At 34.5% G+C, this 19,491-nt stretch carries 20 protein-coding genes; 14 read left to right on the forward strand and 6 right to left on the reverse strand.

The window, feature by feature from the left end:
* The first annotated feature begins 8 nt into the window (after window positions 1-8).
* The gene (locus tag Q0921_RS21660; RefSeq protein WP_299260663.1) at window positions 9-773 is read left to right on the forward strand and encodes an adenosylcobinamide-GDP ribazoletransferase; all 765 of its coding nucleotides are present in this window, start codon (window positions 9-11) and stop codon (window positions 771-773) included.
* On the forward strand, window positions 755-1,273 hold the full coding sequence (gene cobC, locus Q0921_RS21665) for an alpha-ribazole phosphatase (RefSeq protein ID WP_299260665.1): 519 nt from the start codon (window positions 755-757) through the stop codon (window positions 1,271-1,273). Before Q0921_RS21660 ends, cobC begins: the two co-directional genes overlap by 19 nt.
* Here the strand turns inward: cobC and Q0921_RS21670 are convergent.
* On the reverse strand, window positions 1,270-1,917 hold the full coding sequence (locus Q0921_RS21670) for a diphthine--ammonia ligase (RefSeq protein ID WP_299260667.1): 648 nt from the start codon (window positions 1,915-1,917) through the stop codon (window positions 1,270-1,272). The genes cobC and Q0921_RS21670 overlap by 4 nt on opposite strands.
* 87 nt (window positions 1,918-2,004) lie before the next feature.
* On the opposite strand from Q0921_RS21670, the gene Q0921_RS21675 reads away from it, so the two are divergent.
* The 12 genes from Q0921_RS21675 to Q0921_RS21730 all read left to right on the forward strand — a co-directional run bounded on the left by Q0921_RS21675 (window position 2,005) and on the right by Q0921_RS21730 (window position 12,065).
* Window positions 2,005-3,144, forward strand: a complete 1,140-nt coding sequence (locus Q0921_RS21675; protein ID WP_299260669.1) for an ABC transporter substrate-binding protein — start codon at window positions 2,005-2,007, stop codon at window positions 3,142-3,144.
* A complete protein-coding gene (locus Q0921_RS21680; protein WP_299260671.1) occupies window positions 3,145-4,176 on the forward strand; it encodes an iron ABC transporter permease in 1,032 nt (343 codons plus the stop codon).
* Window positions 4,177-4,350: 174 nt separating this feature from the next.
* Entirely contained in the window at window positions 4,351-5,160 is an 810-nt protein-coding gene (locus Q0921_RS21685) for an ABC transporter ATP-binding protein (RefSeq protein WP_299260673.1), read from the forward strand.
* Between the two features lie 139 nt (window positions 5,161-5,299).
* Window positions 5,300-6,319 (forward strand): hypothetical protein, encoded by a 1,020-nt coding sequence (locus Q0921_RS21690; protein WP_299260675.1) that lies wholly within the window; start codon window positions 5,300-5,302, stop codon window positions 6,317-6,319.
* 121 nt (window positions 6,320-6,440) lie between these two features.
* Window positions 6,441-6,905: a DUF5063 domain-containing protein gene (locus Q0921_RS21695; RefSeq protein WP_299260677.1), complete on the forward strand. Its 465-nt coding sequence runs from the start codon at window positions 6,441-6,443 to the stop codon at window positions 6,903-6,905.
* A gap of 162 nt (window positions 6,906-7,067) precedes the next feature.
* The gene (gene rmuC, locus Q0921_RS21700) at window positions 7,068-8,471 is read left to right on the forward strand and encodes a DNA recombination protein RmuC (protein WP_299260679.1); all 1,404 of its coding nucleotides are present in this window, start codon (window positions 7,068-7,070) and stop codon (window positions 8,469-8,471) included.
* Between the two features lie 5 nt (window positions 8,472-8,476).
* A complete protein-coding gene (locus tag Q0921_RS21705; protein ID WP_299260680.1) occupies window positions 8,477-8,857 on the forward strand; it encodes a hypothetical protein in 381 nt (126 codons plus the stop codon).
* A gap of 23 nt (window positions 8,858-8,880) precedes the next feature.
* The gene (locus Q0921_RS21710; protein ID WP_299260682.1) at window positions 8,881-9,231 is read left to right on the forward strand and encodes a hypothetical protein; all 351 of its coding nucleotides are present in this window, start codon (window positions 8,881-8,883) and stop codon (window positions 9,229-9,231) included.
* A 1-nt stretch (window position 9,232) separates the two neighbouring features.
* Window positions 9,233-10,393 carry a serine hydrolase gene (locus Q0921_RS21715; RefSeq protein WP_299260684.1) on the forward strand — a complete coding sequence of 387 codons (1,161 nt, stop codon included), beginning with the start codon at window positions 9,233-9,235 and terminating at the stop codon, window positions 10,391-10,393.
* A 19-nt stretch (window positions 10,394-10,412) separates the two neighbouring features.
* Window positions 10,413-10,778 (forward strand): 6-phosphogluconate dehydrogenase, encoded by a 366-nt coding sequence (locus Q0921_RS21720; protein WP_299260686.1) that lies wholly within the window; start codon window positions 10,413-10,415, stop codon window positions 10,776-10,778.
* A gap of 267 nt (window positions 10,779-11,045) precedes the next feature.
* Window positions 11,046-11,588, forward strand: a complete 543-nt coding sequence (locus tag Q0921_RS21725) for an acyl-CoA thioesterase (RefSeq protein WP_299260688.1) — start codon at window positions 11,046-11,048, stop codon at window positions 11,586-11,588.
* 90 nt (window positions 11,589-11,678) lie between these two features.
* Window positions 11,679-12,065 (forward strand): cytochrome c, encoded by a 387-nt coding sequence (locus Q0921_RS21730; RefSeq protein ID WP_299260690.1) that lies wholly within the window; start codon window positions 11,679-11,681, stop codon window positions 12,063-12,065.
* 97 nt (window positions 12,066-12,162) lie between these two features.
* Here the strand turns inward: Q0921_RS21730 and ilvA are convergent, their stop codons facing one another.
* The 5 genes from ilvA to ilvD form a co-directional block, all read right to left on the reverse strand.
* Window positions 12,163-13,428, reverse strand: coding sequence for a threonine ammonia-lyase (gene ilvA / locus Q0921_RS21735; protein WP_299260692.1), 1,266 nt, complete (start codon window positions 13,426-13,428; stop codon window positions 12,163-12,165).
* Between the two features lie 236 nt (window positions 13,429-13,664).
* Window positions 13,665-15,140 (reverse strand): ketol-acid reductoisomerase, encoded by a 1,476-nt coding sequence (ilvC, locus tag Q0921_RS21740; protein ID WP_299260694.1) that lies wholly within the window; start codon window positions 15,138-15,140, stop codon window positions 13,665-13,667.
* Between the two features lie 266 nt (window positions 15,141-15,406).
* Window positions 15,407-15,940, reverse strand: coding sequence for an acetolactate synthase small subunit (ilvN, locus tag Q0921_RS21745; protein ID WP_299260696.1), 534 nt, complete (start codon window positions 15,938-15,940; stop codon window positions 15,407-15,409).
* A 50-nt stretch (window positions 15,941-15,990) separates the two neighbouring features.
* The gene (gene ilvB / locus Q0921_RS21750; RefSeq protein WP_299260698.1) at window positions 15,991-17,724 is read right to left on the reverse strand and encodes a biosynthetic-type acetolactate synthase large subunit; all 1,734 of its coding nucleotides are present in this window, start codon (window positions 17,722-17,724) and stop codon (window positions 15,991-15,993) included.
* A gap of 43 nt (window positions 17,725-17,767) precedes the next feature.
* On the reverse strand, window positions 17,768-19,444 hold the full coding sequence (gene ilvD / locus Q0921_RS21755) for a dihydroxy-acid dehydratase (RefSeq protein WP_299260700.1): 1,677 nt from the start codon (window positions 19,442-19,444) through the stop codon (window positions 17,768-17,770).
* Window positions 19,445-19,491: the final 47 nt, after the last annotated feature.

Genomic DNA, 19,491 nt, shown 5'->3' on the forward strand with positions numbered 1-19,491 from the left:
TTGTACTGATGAAAAAAGAGATTCATATATTTTTTACTGCTCTTATGTTTTTTACGAGAATACCTTGTCCGAAATGGGTAGATCATGATCCTCAATATTTACGCAAGAGCTCAAAATATTTTCCGTTAGTTGGTATTCTAGTGGGAAGTATTGGAGCGAGTGTTTTTTACGGAAGTTCGTATATTTTTTCTATAGAAATTTCATTACTACTTTCTATGTTTGCAACAATTTATACAACCGGAGCTTTTCATGAAGATGGGTTTGCTGATGTCTGTGATGGTTTTGGTGGTGGATGGACCAAAGAGAAGATTCTTTTAATCATGAAAGATTCTAGACTAGGAACCTATGGTACTGTCGGAATTCTGTTAATACTTGCTATCAAATTTTTGGCATTACGAGAAGTAGAAGTCTTTTATATTCCTTTTGTGATAATTGCAGGACACAGTCTCAGTCGATTTATAGCGACAACACTAATATTCACGCATCCATATGTGCGTGATACAGAAGATAGCAAAGCAAAACCAGCTGCAAAAAGCATGAGTATTTCTATGCTTTTGATTAGTGGTTTCTTTGGAGTTGTTCCTTTGTTTTTATTCTTAAACCCTTTACTATTTTTGACACTCATACCAATGTATCTATCTAAAATGTTTTTAGCTTCAAAATTTAAAAAATGGATAGGTGGCCAAACAGGTGATTGCGCGGGAGCAGTACAACAGCTTAGCGAAGTAATATTTTATCTTAGTATCATAGCTTTATGGAAATATATCTGGTAAGACATACCACTCCGAATATCGAAAAAGGAATTTGTTACGGGCAAAGTGATCTGGGTATAACAGATAGTTTTGAATCTGAAGTTATAGAAATTCATAACCAAATTCCAATAAAAGAAATTTCAAAAATATACTGTAGCCCTTTACAGCGTTGTAAAATATTAGCAGAAACATTTGATATTCCAACTACTTTTGACAACAGACTTAAAGAGCTTGATTTTGGTGATTGGGAACTAAAAGTTTGGAATGATATTTCTCCGTCGGCACTGAATCCCTGGATGGAAGATTTTGTAAATGTGCAGGTTCCTAATGGCGAATCCTATATTATGCTTCAGGAAAGAATGTTGGAGTTTTATAATTCTTTAGAACACGAGGACGAAGACAGTATCATCATTGTAGCCCACGCAGGGCCGATGCGAGCATTACTCTCGTATATTCAGCAGATAGCTCTTAAAGACTCTTTTAGTATCAAAATAAATTATGGAGATGTCATTAAAATCTAATCAATCTCTAGTCTTGCAAAGTTGTAATTAGAAGATATTTCCTTACCAATTACTTGGATATTTAATCTTTGGGCAAAAAGCGGAGCGTTTATTACCAATGTATGATATTCCCCATTTTCTCCACAAGCATCTACGTCTAGAGCTTCTAAATCTTTAATAAGTTTCTGGTCAATTATTCTTCCTAAAAAATCTGGTCCTAACGTTTTATTACATGATACAATAATGGCTTCAATTCCATAATCAATCATGTCTAATACCAATTGTTTTCTAGGTTGTTGCCAGATGGGTAACATCGCTTTTATACCAGCTGCCATTGATACTTTTTCCTCCCAATCTCTATGTGACTGAATATCGATATCCCCAAATACGGCAGATTTCAAATTAAATGTAGCAGTTAGTGATTTTAAATTCTTAATATATAATTGTTCATAATCATTCCAGGTGCTTTCAAAAAAATGAATCGACACCCCAAGAGCTTTTGCCTGAGCTTTCAGTATAGCTTTCGGAATTCCGTGCGAACGAGACCGATCTCCGTATTCATTTAATACATTTAATAAAACGGATGGTACATATCCATTTTCTACAGCTATATGCATGGCATAACAACTATCTTTCCCTCCACTCCAAGAACATAAAAATGACATATAATATTATTTAAAAACACAAATTAACGGTAAATCATAGTAGGTTTTCAAAAAAATATCGAAGTTTGACAAATATTCTAAAATCACATGAAGAATTATCTAATTCTATTAGTACTACTTGCTTCTTTTCTATCCTGTAAACAAGAGAAGAAGGTAATTATTCCCGTCACTGTTGAAAAACTTATAGATCAAAAAATTGACTATGCTACTGGTTTTACTATTCAAAATCATGAAACGTATAAAGAAATAAGCATTACATCACCGTGGCCTGATGCTAAAAGTACATTTACTTATATCTTATATCCTAAAGGATCAGGAAAACCAACTATCAATAGTAAAGCTTCTTATATAGAAACCCCTGTAGATAAAACCGTAGTTACTTCTACTACTGATATCCCTATGCTTGAGTATTTAAAATTAGAAAATAAGCTAATTGGTTTTCCACATAGTGATTATATTTCTTCAGAAAAAACTCGAACTTTAATTGATAATGGAACCATTGTAGAATTAGGAAACAATGGTCATTTAAATACAGAACTTACTTTAGAATTAGCCCCTGAGCTTATCATTGGATATTCTGCTACTGGAGATATAAAAACATATGATCTTCTGGAAAAAACAGGAATTCCAGTCGTTATGAATGGTTCGTGGATGGAACAACATCCATTAGGGCGTGCTGAATGGATAAAATTTGTTGCTGCTTTTTACAATAAAGAAAAAGAAGCCGATAGTATATTCAAGAAAATTGAGAAAGATTATAATGATGCTGCCTCCTTAGCCAACAATGCTGCTACAACTCCTACAGTTGTATCAGGTAATATGTTTAAAGATGTTTGGCATGTACCAGGAGGCAATAGTTATGTAGCTAAATTTTTAAAAGATGCTAACACTAACTACTTATGGGCTGAAACCAAAAAAACAGGAAGTATCGCATTAAACTTTGAGAGTGTATTAGAAAAAGCTCAAAACGCCGAGTTTTGGATCGGCTCAGGATCTTCTAAGTCATTGGAAGAGCTAAAAGGAAAGAACAATCGATATACCTTTTTTGAAGCATTTAAAAATAAAACCGTATATTCTTCAACATTAAAAACTGGTGCAAAAGGCGGATTGGTATACTATGAATTAGGGCCTATGCGTCCGGATTTGATCCTTAAAGATATTATCCAAATAACGCACCCCGAATTATTAACAGATTACGAACCTTATTTTTTCGAAAAACTGAACTAATTGACCCCAAACAAATCATATAAAACTGTATTTATTATCATTATCATAGTATTGCTACTATGCTTTGTTACGAACATTAGTTTAGGTTCTGTACTTATTCCCTGGTTTGACACCTTAAAAAGTTTAGTAGGTGCCACTGTAGAAAAAGAATCCTGGAGACATATTATTATCGATTATCGATTACCTAAAGCAATCACAGCAATTATAGTAGGAAGTGGTTTAGGGGTATCGGGATTATTAATGCAAACTTTATTCAGAAACCCATTAGCAGGACCTTTTGTTTTAGGAATTAGTTCTGGTGCAAGCCTTGGTGTAGCTTTATTGATTCTAGGAAGCGCTTTGATTGGTGGTTCTACAGCATTGTTTTTAGTATCCAATTGGGGTCTTGTTATTGCTGCCAGTACAGGTAGTGTTTTAGTCCTTTTTATGGTCATGCTGGTTTCTTCTCGAGTGCGAGATACCATGGCAATTCTGATTATCGGTTTAATGTTCGGTAGTATCACTGCTGCCATAGTCAGTGTACTCTCCTACTTTGCTCCGGCAGAACAATTGCAACGCTATATTTTTTGGGGATTCGGTAGTTTAGGAAATTTATCATGGATCGATTTATTAATATTTTCTGTTATCGGAATAATCGGAATGATACTCGCTACATTTGCTATAAAACCTTTAAATACATTATTATTAGGAGAAAACTATGCGCGTAGTCTAGGATTAAATATCAAAAAAAGTCGTTTTCTGATTATAATTGCCACCGGATTGTTAGCAGGAAGTATTACCGCTTTTGCAGGGCCAATAGCTTTTATAGGATTAGCGGTACCGCACCTAACAAGACAATTATTTCATACATCAGATCATAAAACATTAATTCCGGCAGTTATATTATTTGGAAGTATTATCATGTTAGTTTGTGATACCATTTCCCAATTACCTGGTACAGAATACACCCTACCCATTAATGCTATTACATCCTTAATTGGTGCTCCAGTTGTAATCTGGCTATTGGTACGAAAAAGAAAGATGTTATTTTAAAAACTAATACTGAGGATATCGTACAAAGTATTGAGTGATTAGAATTAAGTAAAAAACTAAATCTAACAAAGAGAAACAGGAAATTACATATAAATAATAATGAGGAAATAAAAAGTAAGAATATTCAAAAAACACTCTGTACTAAATACTTTGTACTAAGTACTAAATATAATCATGGAAATAGAACCATTAGATACTGAAAATCAAAATATCGTCCTAAAAACTGAAGATCTCTCGATTGGTTACAGTCATAAAAACAATTTAGAGGTTGTTGCTGCAGATATCAATCTTAAATTATATGAAGGAGAACTTGTAGGATTGGTCGGTGCTAATGGTATTGGTAAATCTACGTTGCTTCGCACGCTGTCCAAAGTACAACCAGCACTTCGTGGAGATATATTTTTATCTGATAAAGAAATTAAAACTTATAAAACTTCTGAATTAGCTTCTCAATTAAGTATTGTTCTTACGGAGCAAATTGCTTCAAAAAATCTAACAGTACAGGAACTAGTTGCACTAGGAAGACAACCTTATACGAATTGGGTAGGTAAATTGTTAGAAGAAGACATCGAAAAAGTTCGTAAAGCGATAGAAGTTACACATATTACCGAATTGGTAGACAAACGATGTTTCGAATTAAGTGATGGGCAGCTACAAAAAGTGCTCATCGCTCGCGCAATTGCTCAGGATACTCCTTTCATTATGCTAGATGAGCCTACAACGCATCTAGATGTTTACCATAAGGCATATATTTTAAAACTTTTGAAACGGCTAGCTTTCGAAACTCAAAAAACAATTTTATTCTCTACACATGAAATTGACTTTGCGATACAGTTATGTGATAAAATGATTGTAATGAATACGGAAGGTTTTGAGTTTGGTCGTCCTAAAGAATTGATACAGTGTCGAGCTTTTTCTTCTTTGTTTCCAGAAGATCTTATTTTATTTGATCCAGAAACCGGTAGTTACAAAGTAAGGCATTAACTCCTCCTTATTTGATATATCTTTCCGTTTGTCCAATAAATATTCCTTTTATAGAAAAAACGTATAATTTATGAGCAGTTAACATCTCTGTTTTATATTTAGAACAGATACCTTTGTTCCTTAACAAAATTTATAAATGATGAACAAAATTTTTAGACTCAAATCGATTTTAGTAGTATTCACTTTAGCATTACTTTTTACTGGTTGTAGTGCTGATGACAACACTGATTTAATTATTACGGATCCAGACGCGGAGTTTGATGCCGATCTACTCGTTACTGAAGCCGGAACTGGTGACAGAAGAAATGTTACTGTTAATGCTACTAACGTTTCTGGGAGCACTTTTAAAGCAAAAGTTAAGTTTTCTGCCAATACGGCTAATATGAGAAGGTTATATATTACTCAGAATATCTCTGCTTCTGGAGAAGAACCTTTTGTATTTACTTCTCAGGAAGTAGATGAAAAACCTGATGGATCATTAGATCTTGTTGGAGATGATAAAGATGATTTCGAATTCCAATTAGACTTACCTAAACCAACATTGACAGCTGGAACCGTAGTATATAAGTTATGGGCGACTACAGGAAGAGGTGATTTTAGAGATGTTAATAAGCGTAACGCACTTGGTGACGATGTAGTTGGTACTATTACACTACAATATGGAACAGGTGTAAATAATGGAAATGGTATCAAATCTTTTTCTCAAACTATGTTAGCTGCACCACTTGGCGATGGATCTTCTGAAACATTCATATCTCTTTTTAACAATGAAGTGTATGTTATCAACGATGGTATAGAGACTGCTGCATTATGGGATTTTGGATACTATTACGGAGCGACACAAAATGCATCTTTAGCTTCTACAGCTAACTACCCATCAAACATTATTGATGTACCAGCAATTTCTGGTTTAGACGCCGCAGAACTAAACAATTTTTATATTGCTACTTCTACAATTGACTTTGATGCAATTACAAGTGCATCAGATCTTAATGGTATCACTACACCAACTACAGAAAGAGTAACAGGTTTATCTGAAGGAGATGTATTAGAATTTGCAGATCAATATGGTAATAAAGGAGTAATTAAAGTGATGGAAATTTCAGGAACCGATGGAACTGGAGATTTTATCAAAATAGATATTAAAGTTCAGATTTAATTATAACACTTATTATTATTTTTTAAATGGCTATTCGTTTTTCGGGTAGCCATTTATTATTTTTGGTTAAAACAAATTGCTGTATCCTCATTGTTGCTTAATTTTATAATAAATTTTTACTTTGGAAAATCTACAAAAGATTATCAATCAAATTATACAATGGGGAATCACTCCAAAACTCTCTATTAAAAAGAAAGAACTTGTTCTAAAAAAATCGTTAATATCATTATATCAGGAGTATCTACTCATAGAAGGAAACATACAAGAGGATGAAAAAGAATATCCTGAGGCGCCAGAATTTAACTTCGAAAAGATCTCTAACACTATACGATCTAATTTTCCTAAGTTAGGGTTTTATCAAATGGTCTTAGATCCTTTTGACATGATAAAACCAGATAATGGACTTGGTGATGCCAATGACGATTTATCCGATATTATCAAAGACCTGATGGAAGTACAATGGCGATTCCAAAACACCAGCAATGTCGATGCTATTTGGTATTTTGAATTTATTATGCGTAACCACTCCGAAAGACATTTAGTAAATATTTTGAAGACGCTAAAGGATTTGGAGGAACAATTATAATTTGATTATTTCCATAAACTTCTTCTCGGCATATACTAGCTAAATCTTTATCTTTGAAAAACAATTCTCAAGACAAGCTCTTGAGGATTTGTAGTAAACTTATTTATCTTGGGGAAACCTCGGGAAATTAAAATCTCGATTATCGAGTAAACAAAAAATTACATGTCAGAATACATATTGCTTATTGTTGCAGTTGTTGCAATAATCATCGGTTTCTTTATCGGTAAATACGTGGCTTCACTAAAAAACAAAAGTGATCAGAGTACACTTAATGAGCGTGCTAATCAATTACAATTACAGTTTGATGAAGCTAAAAAAGCTGCAGATCAACAATTGGAGTTCACCAAGCAACAGCAAGAAACGTATAAGCAATCTTTAGAAAAACAACTTTCTGATATTTCAACCGAACGAGAAGAAATCCGTAGAGAAAAAGATTTCCTTAATACAGAATTGACACGTCGTAATGCGGAGTTTGAAAACCTGCAACTCAAAAACCAAGAACAAAAAGACGAAGTAGAAAAACTACAGGAAAAATTCACTAAAGAATTCGAAAACCTGGCCAATAAAATCCTGGATGAAAAATCCAATAAGTTCACAGAACAGAATAAAGAGAATATCAAAAACATCCTGAATCCATTACAGGAAAAGATCAACACCTTCGAGAAAAAAGTAGAACAAACACATAAAGAAAGTATCGATTATCACGCAGCTTTACGTCAGCAAATAGTAGGATTAAAAGATCTTAATGAACAGATGAGTAAAGAGGCTACCAATCTTACAAAAGCTTTAAAAGGTGATAGTAAGATGCAAGGAAATTGGGGTGAACTGGTGCTAGAGCGTGTATTAGAAAAATCTGGTTTAGAGAAGGATCGAGAATATTTTGTACAACAAAGCTTCACAACAGCAGATGGTCAGCGCGTATTACCGGATGTCGTAATTCATCTACCAGACAGTAAAAAAATGATCATTGATTCTAAGGTAACGCTAACGGCCTACGAACGCTTAGTTAATGAGGATGATGAAAATCTCAGAGCTACCTATTTAAAAGAGCATATCACCTCATTAAAACGCCATATCGATCAACTTTCTGAAAAAAATTATCAAGATCTATATGATATCGAATCGCCAGATTTTGTGCTGCTTTTTGTTCCCATAGAACCAGCATTTGCTATTGCGATTAATGAAGACAATAAATTATATAACCAAGCCTTTGAAAAAAACATAGTAATTGTAACCCCATCTACACTGTTAGCTACACTGCGCACGATTGATACGATGTGGAACAATGAAAAACAACAACGTAATGCAATAGAAATTGCCAGACAAGCAGGAGCACTATATGATAAGTTCGAAGGATTAGTAAAAGATCTTACTGGAGTTGGTAAAAAGATAGATGATGCTAAAAAAGATTACTCTTCTGCTATGAATAAACTAGTAGATGGACGAGGTAACCTAATAACCAGCGTAGAAAAACTTAAAAAGATGGGAGCCAAGGCCAAAAAATCCCTTCCTGAGGCAATTATAAAACGTGCATCGGAAGATAATACTAATGACATTATAATGTAACTCTTATGGAAACAGATATTTCTCAAGTTCTAGTTCAATCATTGACAGGACTATTTTATGTATTACCAACATTAGTATTTATTATAATTAGTAGTTACTACCTAATGAAAATGGGAGGTAAAATGGATGGGATTTTGATACTGGTTGGGAACATTATTATTTTTCTCTCCTCCATTATTAACCAGGTATTGTTTATTCAACTTTCTGTCTACCAATCTTGGGATGGTTATTACTATTCTTATATATCAACTGCTCTTAGTATTTTATCATTTATTGGTTCTATATTATTTGTCGCGGGAACATTTCTTTTAATCAGAAAGGTTATAAAAACAAAATCATCTACAGAAGTTATTGCAAAAAGGACTGTAGATGATAATGAATCGTAAGAAATTAATACAAACCTTTATCTATGGAACAAGCATATCCTGATTTTTTAGAAATTATAAAATACCTCATCATAGGAATTTTTAGTTCGATTACTCAAATTTTTGTTTCCATCGTTTGTATATATTTTTATCGAAAAATAGGTTCTAGTGTAGAACGGATCTTGTTACTTATAGGCAGTCTATTATTAACACTATTCACTATACTATCTAGTTCTTCGATAGCATTTTATATGTTTTTGGGAGCAAATCAATACGCTACCATTTTGTACATATTTCAAATAGGTTCATTTTTAGGATCTTTACTATTTGCTATAGGTTTTCTGATTACTATAAGAAAAATAGTTAAAACTAAAATGATAACTCAAAATTTATAAAATGCAAAATCAATTTCTAAAAATATATTGCTTAGTATTTCTTTCTGGAATTGCTTTTCATTTTACCAATGCCCAAGAAATCTATTTCCCAGAGCGCGGAAACTGGGAAGAAAAAAAGTCTTCAGAATTTAAGATAAATACAACCAAACTTAACGAGGCGGTCCAGTATGCGAAAGACAATGAATATTCTGGATCTAAAGATTTACGCCAAGCCATACTAAAAGGATTCGAAAAAGAACCTTATCATAAAATATTGGGACCCACCAAAAAAAGAGGAACTCCTGCCGGTTTGATTCTAAAAGATGGATATATCATTGCTAAATGGGGCGATGTAGATCGTGTAGATATGACATTTAGTGTTACCAAAAGTTATTTATCCACCGCTGCAGGATTAGCTATTGATGAAAAATTAATCAATTCTGTAGATGATTTTGCATATAATTATGTTTGGGATCACACGTATGATGGTGAACATAATAAGAAAATAAGCTGGCGACATTTACTCACCCAATCTTCGGATTGGTCAGGACAATTATGGGGAGGATATGATTGGGCAGATCGTCCACCAAAAGAAGGAGGCATCGATGATTGGAAATTTAGAAAATTAAACGAACCTGGAAACGTTTTTGAATATAATGATGTTCGGGTAAATGTTTTGGCATATTCACTTTTAAATGTTTGGAGAAAGCCTTTACCGCAAATCCTTAAAGAAAAAATTATGGATCCTATTGGTGCATCCACAACCTGGCGATGGTATGGCTATGATAATTCTTGGGTGAATATCGATGGTATCCAAATGCAATCTGCAAGTGGTGGTGGGCATTCTGGTGGAGGATTATTTATAAATACTGAAGATCATGCACGTTTTGGATTATTATTTATGAATAATGGAGCATGGAAAAATCAACAATTAATTTCTAAAAACTGGATAGCAGAAGCTGTCAAACCTTCTAAAGCTAATATGAACTATGGATTCATGTGGTGGTTAAATAAAAAAGGGACTCGCCATTGGAAAGGTTTACCTGAACATTTATTTTATGCTGCAGGTTTTGGGGGTAATTTTATCATTATTGATCAAAAACAAAATCTAGTCATTGTAACTAGATGGTTAGAGCCCAGCCAAATTGACGAATTTGTAAACAAAGTATATGAAGCTTTTTAAACACATCAACTAAGAACTTATGAAAAAAATATTAGCCTTGATAATTTTAGCCATTACGTTGCTTTTTGGTATTTGGTATGCCACCGTATATTTTGCTTCTTACAGCGAAGGTGTAAGAAGTGGAGAATTGATCAAATTCAGTAATAAAGGAGTAATGTTTAAAACTTGGGAAGGAGAAATCAGTCAAGGAATTTCTGGAGCTCAGATATTTAGTTTTTCTGTAGAAGATAAAAACAAAGAAGTGATCAAAAAGCTAGAAGAATTTCAAGGGAAATATGTAAAACTAAAGTACAAAGAACGTTTTGCAACGATTTCCTGGTTAGGAGATTCCAAGTATTTTGTTATCGATGCAGAAGAAGAAGAATCACCGCATTTTAGAAAATAACACCAATTGTACTTTGAATGTGTTGTTAAAGAAAATATACTGTTTTAGTACCTAGAAAAAATTCAGAAAAATAATGAAAAATTGATTTTTCAGTCTATTATATTGCAGTAGCTTTTTAGACCTCACAGGTTTTAGAAACCTGCGAGGTCTTGACTAGATCAAAACTTTTGATGGATTATTGTCTAAAATCAATTTTTATAATATACTCAGCTATTTTATATATAGTAAATTCAAAGTCAACAAGGTATAATCTAAGAAATCAATTAAATGAAAAAATATAAAACCGCCAGACAATCCAGAGTTGTCATTTCAGAATTAATGCTCCCCTCTCATTCTAATTTTAGTGGAAAAATACATGGGGGTTATATTCTTTCTTTAATGGATCAAATTGCATTTGCCTGCGCATCTAAACATTCTGAAACCTATTGTGTCACCGCCAGTGTAGATAAAGTAGATTTTCTAAAACCAATAGAAGTTGGTGAACTGGTAACTATGAAAGCTTCTATAAACAACGTAGGTACCACTTCTATGGTAGTTGGCGTACGTGTAGAATCAGAAAATATTATGACTGGTAAAGTTAAGCATTGTAATTCTAGTTATTTTAGCATGGTTGCGAAAGACTCTGAAGGAAAAAGTGTTCCTGTTCCAGGTTTAGTTTTAGAAAATGAAACAGCCGTACGTCGTTTTGTAAGAAGTATCAATCGCAAAGAAGATGTTAAAGCTAGAAGAGATCGTTTTAAAGCATCAGAATTTAAACTTGAAGATCACCTAGAACTATTAAAGGAATACAATGTTCAGGTAGCACTATAATTTATCAAAAATCTTTACGTTATAGTTGTGAAATCAGAAGTATTGTACGCTCCTGATAATATTTGCTATATTGAAGAAAAAAATAAACTTATGAAATCCCCAAAACTATTATTATCATTATTTACAATTGTTTTATTAAGCTGCGGTGGCAGTGATGATGATACTACAGAACCTGAAGTTACTGTAGATCCAGATCCAATTCCTGAACAAACCTCTACCTATAATGCTCACGTAAAAACGATAATAGATACTAATTGCATCGAGTGTCATGGAACTCCTCTTCAAAATTCTGCTCCAATGGCATTAGAAACTTTTCAGGAAGTGAGAAATGCTGTAACTGATAGAAATTTATTTAGTTTCATTGAAACTAATAATGGCTTTAATGTAATGCCTCCTTCAGATAATGGAGGAAGAATGCCACAAGCTACTATAGATATTGTAGAAGATTGGATTGCTGATGGACTTTTAGAGCAATAATTATCTAAAAAGTCAACCCTTTGGCTACGCTCAGGGTTCGACTAAGTGCGCTCAAGATTCGTTTATATCCGAGGATTAAGCGAATCAGAAGATCACTTTACACCAAAAACTGAAAAAGATCAGGTTTATCATTTAGGTAATCTCCAAAGAAGTTATGCTTCTTCATTCTAGAGATAAGTGGCTGTAGGTCATTTTTATCTTTAAGCTCTATACCTACAACAGCAGGACCATTTTCTCTACTTGATTTTTTAGAATATTCAAAATGCGTAATATCATCATTAGGTCCTAAGATTTCTCCAACAAACTGTTTCAGAGCTCCAGCTCTTTGTGGGAAACGAACAATAAAATAATGTTTTAGATCTGCAAATAGCAACGCTCGCTCTTTAATTTCCGCAGTACGAGTGATATCATTATTGCTTCCACTAACGATACAAACCACATTTTTACCTTTTATTTTATCTTTATAAAATTCTAACGCTGCTAGCGTTAATGCTCCTGCGGGTTCTACTACAATTGCATCTCTGTTATATAAATCTAAAATAGTTTGACATACTAACCCTTCTGACACTGTTATCATATCAGACAAATGAGATTTACAAATATCAAAATTTAAATCTCCTACTCTTTGTACTGCTGCTCCATCAATAAATTTATCGATATTAAAAATCTCTGTATTTTTATTTCGCTGAATTGAGGTCAACATAGAAGGCGCTCCTTTCGGTTCTACGCCAATAATTTTAGTTTTAGGCGAAAGTGCTTTCATCGCTCCGCATAATCCCGAAGCGAGACCTCCTCCTCCAATTGCTACAAAAATGTAATCAATCGGATCATCCGTTTGTTCAAAAATTTCCAACCCTATTGTTCCTTGCCCTTCTATAGTTTTAGGATCATCAAATGGATGCACAAAAGTTTTTCCTTCTTTAGTACATAATTCTTTTGCCGCTTTGGACGCATCATCAAAAGTATCTCCTTCCAGAACTATCTCTACAAATTTACCACCAAACATTTGGGTTTGTTCTACCTTTTGTTTTGGTGTTACAGATGGCATGTAAATAGTACCCTGTATCCCTAAATGGTGGCAAGCAAAAGCTACACCTTGTGCATGATTTCCTGCACTGGCACACACAACGCCTTTAGCTAATTGCTCTTCCGTTAAAGAACTAATTTTATTAAAAGCTCCTCTTATTTTGTAAGATCTAACTCGTTGTAGGTCTTCTCTTTTCAGTAATATATTCGCATCATACATTCTAGAATAACGAATACTATTCATTAAGGGAGTAACCATAGAAACCTCCTTGATAGTGGAGGCCGCCTTTTGTATATCTTCTAATTCCGGAAAATATGTAGTTACTTCTGTATTCATGAATACTAATTTTATATTTTAAGGTTTGCCAGTCTGAGCCCATCAAAGATTACACAATACACATCTCAAAAAACTTCAACAGACCCAGCTAGACAAATAAATTATTTGAAGCGTCATTTCGAGTGATTTTTCGTAATAAAATGAAGAAAAATTGTATCGAGAAAAGCTTCAACTATTCAAAATCTTATTCTCGATACACTTCTCCTCACGTCGAAGTACTCGAATCGACGATTTTTTTACACTATTGGCTTCATTGCCGTCATAGATGCTCTTAATCTTGCTCCTACTACTTCTATAGGATGATTTCTTAAAGCAGCATTTACTTCTATTAGCTTTGCATTATCAACTCCATTGCTTTTACCCTCGTCATAAGCTTTACCAATCACATCAGTATTGATTTTTTTCATAAAATCTCCTAATAACGGTTTACACGCATGATCAAACAAATAGCATCCATACTCTGCTGTATCCGAAATTACTCTGTTCATTTCGAATAACTTCTTACGTGCAATTGTATTCGCAATAAGTGGAGTTTCATGTAGTGATTCATAGTAAGCAGATTCCTCGATAATACCAGATGAAGTCATTGCTTCAAAAGCAAGTTCTACTCCTGCTCTTACCATAGCAACCATTAGCACCCCGTTATCATAGAATTCCTGTTCAGAAATAGTTACCTCTCCTGCTGGTGTTTTCTCGAATGCTGTTTCTCCAGTTGCCGCTCTCCACGATAATAGATTTTTATCATCATTTGCCCAATCTTCCATCATTGTTTTAGAGAAATGACCACCGATAATATCATCCATATGTTTTTGGAACAATGGACGCATAATATCTTTTAACTCTTCAGAAAGTTCGAAAGCTTTTACTTTCGAAGGATTAGACAATCGGTCCATCATATTTGTAATACCTCCATATTTTAATCCTTCTGTAATGGTTTCCCATCCGTACTGAATTAATTTAGAAGCATATCCTGCGTCAATTCCTTTTTCTATCATCTTATCAAAACAAAGAATAGAACCCGTTTGTAACAAACCACAAAGAATAGTTTGCTCCCCCATAAGATCTGATTTCACCTCTGCAACGAAAGACGATTCTAATACCCCTGCTCTATCACCACCTGTTCCTGTAGCGTATGCCTTGGCCTGTGCTAACCCATGTCCTTTAGGATCATTCTCTGGATGTACCGCAATTAGTGTAGGCACTCCGAATCCTCTTTTATACTCTTCTCTCACTTCAGAGCCAGGGCTTTTTGGTGCTACCATAATTACAGTAAGATCCTCTCTGACTTGCATTCCTTCTTCTACAATATTAAACCCGTGAGAGTACGATAGAGTAGCTCCTTTTTTCATTAACGGCATAACAGCATTTACTACCTGAGTATGTTGTTTGTCTGGCGTAAGGTTGATCACCACATCTGCGTTAGGAACCAATTCTTCATAAGTTCCCACTGTAAATCCATTATCTGTAGCGTTCTTATACGATTGTCTTTTTTCTTTGATAGCAGCTTCACGAAGTGTGTATGAAATATCCAATCCCGAATCTCTCATATTCAATCCTTGATTCAGCCCTTGCGCTCCGCAACCTACTATTACTATTTTTTTTCCTTTAAGGACTCCAACTCCGTCTGTAAACTCAGAAGAGTCCATAAATCTACATTTTCCTAATTGTGTTAATTGATCTCTTAATGATAGCGTATTAAAATAATTTGCCATTTCTTTCTTAATTTGTGATTACTTCCGCTTACACGGAAATCTATTTAATTTTGATTTTTAGTTGTTTCTTTTTCTTTTGGTGTATCCCTTCGACTGCGCTTTGACAATACTTCGACACTTGTCCGCCTTTGGAGGAAGCTCAATATAGCATCTCAGTGTGACATCTCAGGGTCGGGCTATTCACTATATCTTTTCTACTGGTTCTCGATACATCCGCCTAGGACGGATACTCGAACTGACGTAGAAAAGGATGTCGTTGCTATCCCTTACACAGTCTCTACTCCAAAACTTTCTATTATTTTAGATATATGCATCTTTTCTTTTGTAACAGCAATTCTGCCTGAACGTACAAATTGCATTAAACCATACGGTTCTAATTTATCATACAACTCTTCAACTTCTTTACGTCTTCCTGTTTTTTCCAAAACAAAAAACTCTGGCGTTACAGTGACAATGTTTGAGTTGCTTTCTTTAATAACATTTTGTATTTGTCTTTCTTCAAACAAAAGTTTAGATGCTACTTTAAACAATGCTGTTTCTTGATAAATTGTTTCATCATCCTTATGATAAAAAGCTTTAATAACCTCAATTTGTTTTTCTATCTGACCTACCAGCTTCTTAACCTTTTCTTCCGTTATTTTTACTACAATCGTAAATCGAAAAACATCTTTAATTTCTGAAACGGATGCTGTCATACTATCTAAATTAATATGACGCTTCAGGAAGATTGCTGATATTCTGTTCAACAATCCTATATTATTCTCAGTATATACTGATATGGTATAACACTCTCTCTCCATTATTATATCTTTTAATAGATTCTAACCTACGCTAGAATGACAACTTATTATTACTCTAATCTTATATCCGAAACTGATGCTCCTGTAGGTATCATCGGAAATACATTGTTTTCCTTTTCTACACATACTTCTAAAAAATATGGTTCTTTTGAAGCTATCATTTCCGCAATAGCTCCTTGTAAATCTTCTCTTTTATTTACTCTTTTAGCTTCTATATGATAACCCTTTGCAATAGTCACAAAATCAGGATTCACCATTTCTGTTGATGCATATCGCTTATCAAAAAACAACTGTTGCCACTGACGTACCATACCTAAGAAATCATTATTAAGAACAACAATCTTCACAGGAACTCTAGTCTGAAAAATAGTACCCAATTCTTGTATCGTCATTTGATATCCACCATCGCCAATAATAGCTACAACTTCTCTCTCCGGAGCTCCCATTTTCGCTCCGATAGCTGCTGGCAAAGCAAATCCCATGGTTCCTAAGCCTCCAGAAGTTACATTGCTTTTGGATTTTATAAACTCAGCATATCTACATGCGATCATTTGGTGTTGTCCTACATCAGAAACAATAATAGCATCTCCTTTTGTTTCCTCATTAATACCTCTAAGTACTTCTCCCATAGAAAGACCTTCTTTAGAAGGATATAACTCCTCTTTAATCACCTTATCATATTCTATAGTATCAAAATCCTTAAACTCCTGTAACCAAGCATCATGATTATTAGACTCAACCATCGAAAGTAATTCTCCCAATGTATTTTTTACATCACCCATAACGGCTACATCTGCCTTTACATTCTTATTTACTTCTGCAGGGTCTATTTCGAAATGAATTACTTTAGCTTGTTTTGCATACGTTTCTAAATTACCAGTAACACGATCATCGAAACGCATCCCTATCGCTAATAAAAGGTCACATTCGTTAGTTAATTTATTAGGTCCATAATTACCGTGCATTCCTACCATTCCCACATTAAGTGGATGAGCCGTTGGCAATGCTGATAATCCTAAAATTGTCCAAGCTGATGGAATGTTAGTTTTTTCAATAAAATCCTTTAATTCTTCCTCTGCTTCGCCAAGAATAACTCCTTGACCGAAAACAATCATTGGTTTTTTTGCGCTGTTAATCAAACTAGCAGCTTGCTCTAATGTTTTAGGATCGGTTTCAGGAACCGGTTTATAACTTCTTACTCCTTTACATTTTGAATATTTAAAATCAAGCTCACCAAACTGAGCATCTTTTGTTATATCGATAAGAACCGGACCTGGACGACCGGAACGCGCAATATAAAATGCTTTGGCTAACACAGAAGGAATATCTTCAGCTTTGGTTACTTGGTGATTCCATTTAGTGATTGGTGTAGAAATTCCTATAATATCTGTTTCCTGAAAAGCATCAGATCCTAATAAATGAGATCCTACTTGCCCAGTAATACAAACCATAGGTGTAGAATCAATCTGAGCATCCGCTATTCCTGTTACGAAATTAGTCGCTCCTGGCCCGGATGTTGCGATTGCTACACCGACTTTTCCACTTGTTCTGGCATATCCTTGAGCAGCATGCGTTGCTCCTTGTTCATGTCTAGTAAGTATATGTTGTAATTTATCCTGAAACTTATAAAGTTCATCATAGACTGGCATGATTGCTCCACCAGGGTATCCATAAATTAGATCGACCCCTTCTGCTAGTAAGCAATGTATTACAGCTTCTGCTCCTGTCATATGACCAGTAGTTTCATTAGCTTCCTTTTCTATTGTTTGCGTTTGTGTTTCCATTACGCTTTATGTTTTTATATTCCGGTTATTTACCAGAATGTTCTTAGAACTCATCTGTCACACATCCTTGTGATGCAGATGAAACTGTGTTTGCATATTTATATAAAACTCCTTTACTGAATTTTAATGGCGGTTGAACCCAAGAAGCTTTTCTTCTTTTAACTTCTTCTTCCTCGATCGCTACAGTAATAGAATTCGTTTCTGCATCAATTGTAATGACATCTCCATCTTCTACCAATGCTATCAAACCTCCTTCTTGTGCTTCTGGAGTGATATGTCCTACCACGAATCCATGAGTTCCTCCAGAGAATCTACCGTCAGTAATTAGTGCAACCTCTTTACCAAGACCCGCTCCCATAATTGCCGCTGTTGGTTTTAACATTTCTGGCATTCCGGGACCTCCTTTTGGGCCTTCGTACCTAATGACGACTACATTTCCTTTTCCCACTTTTCCATCTCTTATTCCATCATTAGCATCATATTCGCTATTAAACACTATTGCTTTTCCTTGAAAACGAAGTCCTTCTTTACCCGTGATTTTTGCAACACAACCTCCTTCTGCTAGGTTACCAAACATTATTCTAAGGTGTCCTGTAGGTTTAATTGGGTTCTCTAATGGTTTTATTACATCTTGTCCTTCTGAAAGATCTGGTACATCTAATAAATTTTCTGCAAGTGTTTTTCCCGTAACGGTCAAACAATCTCCGTGTAACAACCCTTTCTTAAGTAAATATTTAAGTACAGCTGGAATTCCACCTACCGCGTGTACATCTTCCATCAAATATTTCCCACTTGGCTTTAGATCTGCTAAAAACGGAGTCTCATCACTTATTCTTTGGAAATCTGCAAGTGTAAATTCTACATCTGCTGCTCTCGCAATTGCTAAAAAGTGTAATACCGCATTGGTAGAACCTCCTAATATAGTTACCAATCGTATCGCATTTTCTAAAGATTTTTTGGTGACAATATCTAATGGCTTAATATCTTTTTCTAAAAGTGTTCGCATCGCACGACCTGCTGCGATACTTTCTTTTTCTTTATTGTTGCTAATTGCAGGGTTTGATGAATTATACGGCAAAGACATTCCTAAAGCTTCTATTGCAGAAGCCATGGTATTGGCAGTATACATACCTCCACAAGCTCCTGCTCCGGGACAAGCTTTTTCTATTACACTCTTATATTCGTTCTGAGTAATAGTTCCAGCTACTTTTTCTCCCCAAGCTTCAAAAGCAGAAACTATATCCAATTTCTTTCCCGCGTGTAATCCAGAAGCAATTGTACCTCCATACACCAAAATTGAAGGACGGTTTAATCGTAGCATAGCCATTAATGCTCCAGGCATATTTTTATCACATCCTACTACTGTTACCATTCCATCATAAGACATAGCCTGTACAACAGTCTCCATGGAATCTGCAATTACATCTCTGGACGGCAATGAGAAACGCATTCCTGGTGTTCCCATAGAAATACCATCGCTAACACCAATCGTATTAAATATTAATCCTACTACATCCTCTTCTTGCGTTCCTTGCTTTACTAGCTTTGCCAAATCATTAAGATGCATATTACACGGATTACCTTCATAACCTGTACTTGCAATACCAACCAATGGTTTTTTAAAGTCTTCGTCAGTTAAACCAATAGCATGAAGCATTGCTTGTGCTGCCGGTTGTGTATCGTCTTGTGTAACTTGTTTACTATATTTATTAATGCTCATTCCTTTTGAATGTAAATTTTTTATTAATTCTTTAAAATTTTAACTAT

This window comes from uncultured Aquimarina sp. (assembly GCF_947496855.1).
In the GTDB taxonomy this organism is placed as follows: Bacteria; Bacteroidota; Bacteroidia; order Flavobacteriales; family Flavobacteriaceae; genus Aquimarina.

Coding starts and splice junctions, on each gene's coding strand:
- Q0921_RS21660 (WP_299260663.1), top strand. CDS start 9: ATGAAAAAAGAGATTCATATATTTTTTACTGCTCTTATGTTTTTTACG.
- cobC (WP_299260665.1), top strand. CDS start 755: ATGGAAATATATCTGGTAAGACATACCACTCCGAATATCGAAAAAGGA.
- Q0921_RS21670 (WP_299260667.1), bottom strand. CDS start 1,917: ATGTCATTTTTATGTTCTTGGAGTGGAGGGAAAGATAGTTGTTATGCC.
- Q0921_RS21675 (WP_299260669.1), top strand. CDS start 2,005: ATGAAGAATTATCTAATTCTATTAGTACTACTTGCTTCTTTTCTATCC.
- Q0921_RS21685 (WP_299260673.1), top strand. CDS start 4,351: ATGGAAATAGAACCATTAGATACTGAAAATCAAAATATCGTCCTAAAA.
- Q0921_RS21690 (WP_299260675.1), top strand. CDS start 5,300: ATGAACAAAATTTTTAGACTCAAATCGATTTTAGTAGTATTCACTTTA.
- rmuC (WP_299260679.1), top strand. CDS start 7,068: ATGTCAGAATACATATTGCTTATTGTTGCAGTTGTTGCAATAATCATC.
- Q0921_RS21705 (WP_299260680.1), top strand. CDS start 8,477: ATGGAAACAGATATTTCTCAAGTTCTAGTTCAATCATTGACAGGACTA.
- Q0921_RS21710 (WP_299260682.1), top strand. CDS start 8,881: ATGGAACAAGCATATCCTGATTTTTTAGAAATTATAAAATACCTCATC.
- Q0921_RS21715 (WP_299260684.1), top strand. CDS start 9,233: ATGCAAAATCAATTTCTAAAAATATATTGCTTAGTATTTCTTTCTGGA.
- Q0921_RS21720 (WP_299260686.1), top strand. CDS start 10,413: ATGAAAAAAATATTAGCCTTGATAATTTTAGCCATTACGTTGCTTTTT.
- Q0921_RS21725 (WP_299260688.1), top strand. CDS start 11,046: ATGAAAAAATATAAAACCGCCAGACAATCCAGAGTTGTCATTTCAGAA.
- Q0921_RS21730 (WP_299260690.1), top strand. CDS start 11,679: ATGAAATCCCCAAAACTATTATTATCATTATTTACAATTGTTTTATTA.
- ilvA (WP_299260692.1), bottom strand. CDS start 13,428: ATGAATACAGAAGTAACTACATATTTTCCGGAATTAGAAGATATACAA.
- ilvC (WP_299260694.1), bottom strand. CDS start 15,140: ATGGCAAATTATTTTAATACGCTATCATTAAGAGATCAATTAACACAA.
- ilvN (WP_299260696.1), bottom strand. CDS start 15,940: ATGGAGAGAGAGTGTTATACCATATCAGTATATACTGAGAATAATATA.
- ilvB (WP_299260698.1), bottom strand. CDS start 17,724: ATGGAAACACAAACGCAAACAATAGAAAAGGAAGCTAATGAAACTACT.
- ilvD (WP_299260700.1), bottom strand. CDS start 19,444: ATGAGCATTAATAAATATAGTAAACAAGTTACACAAGACGATACACAA.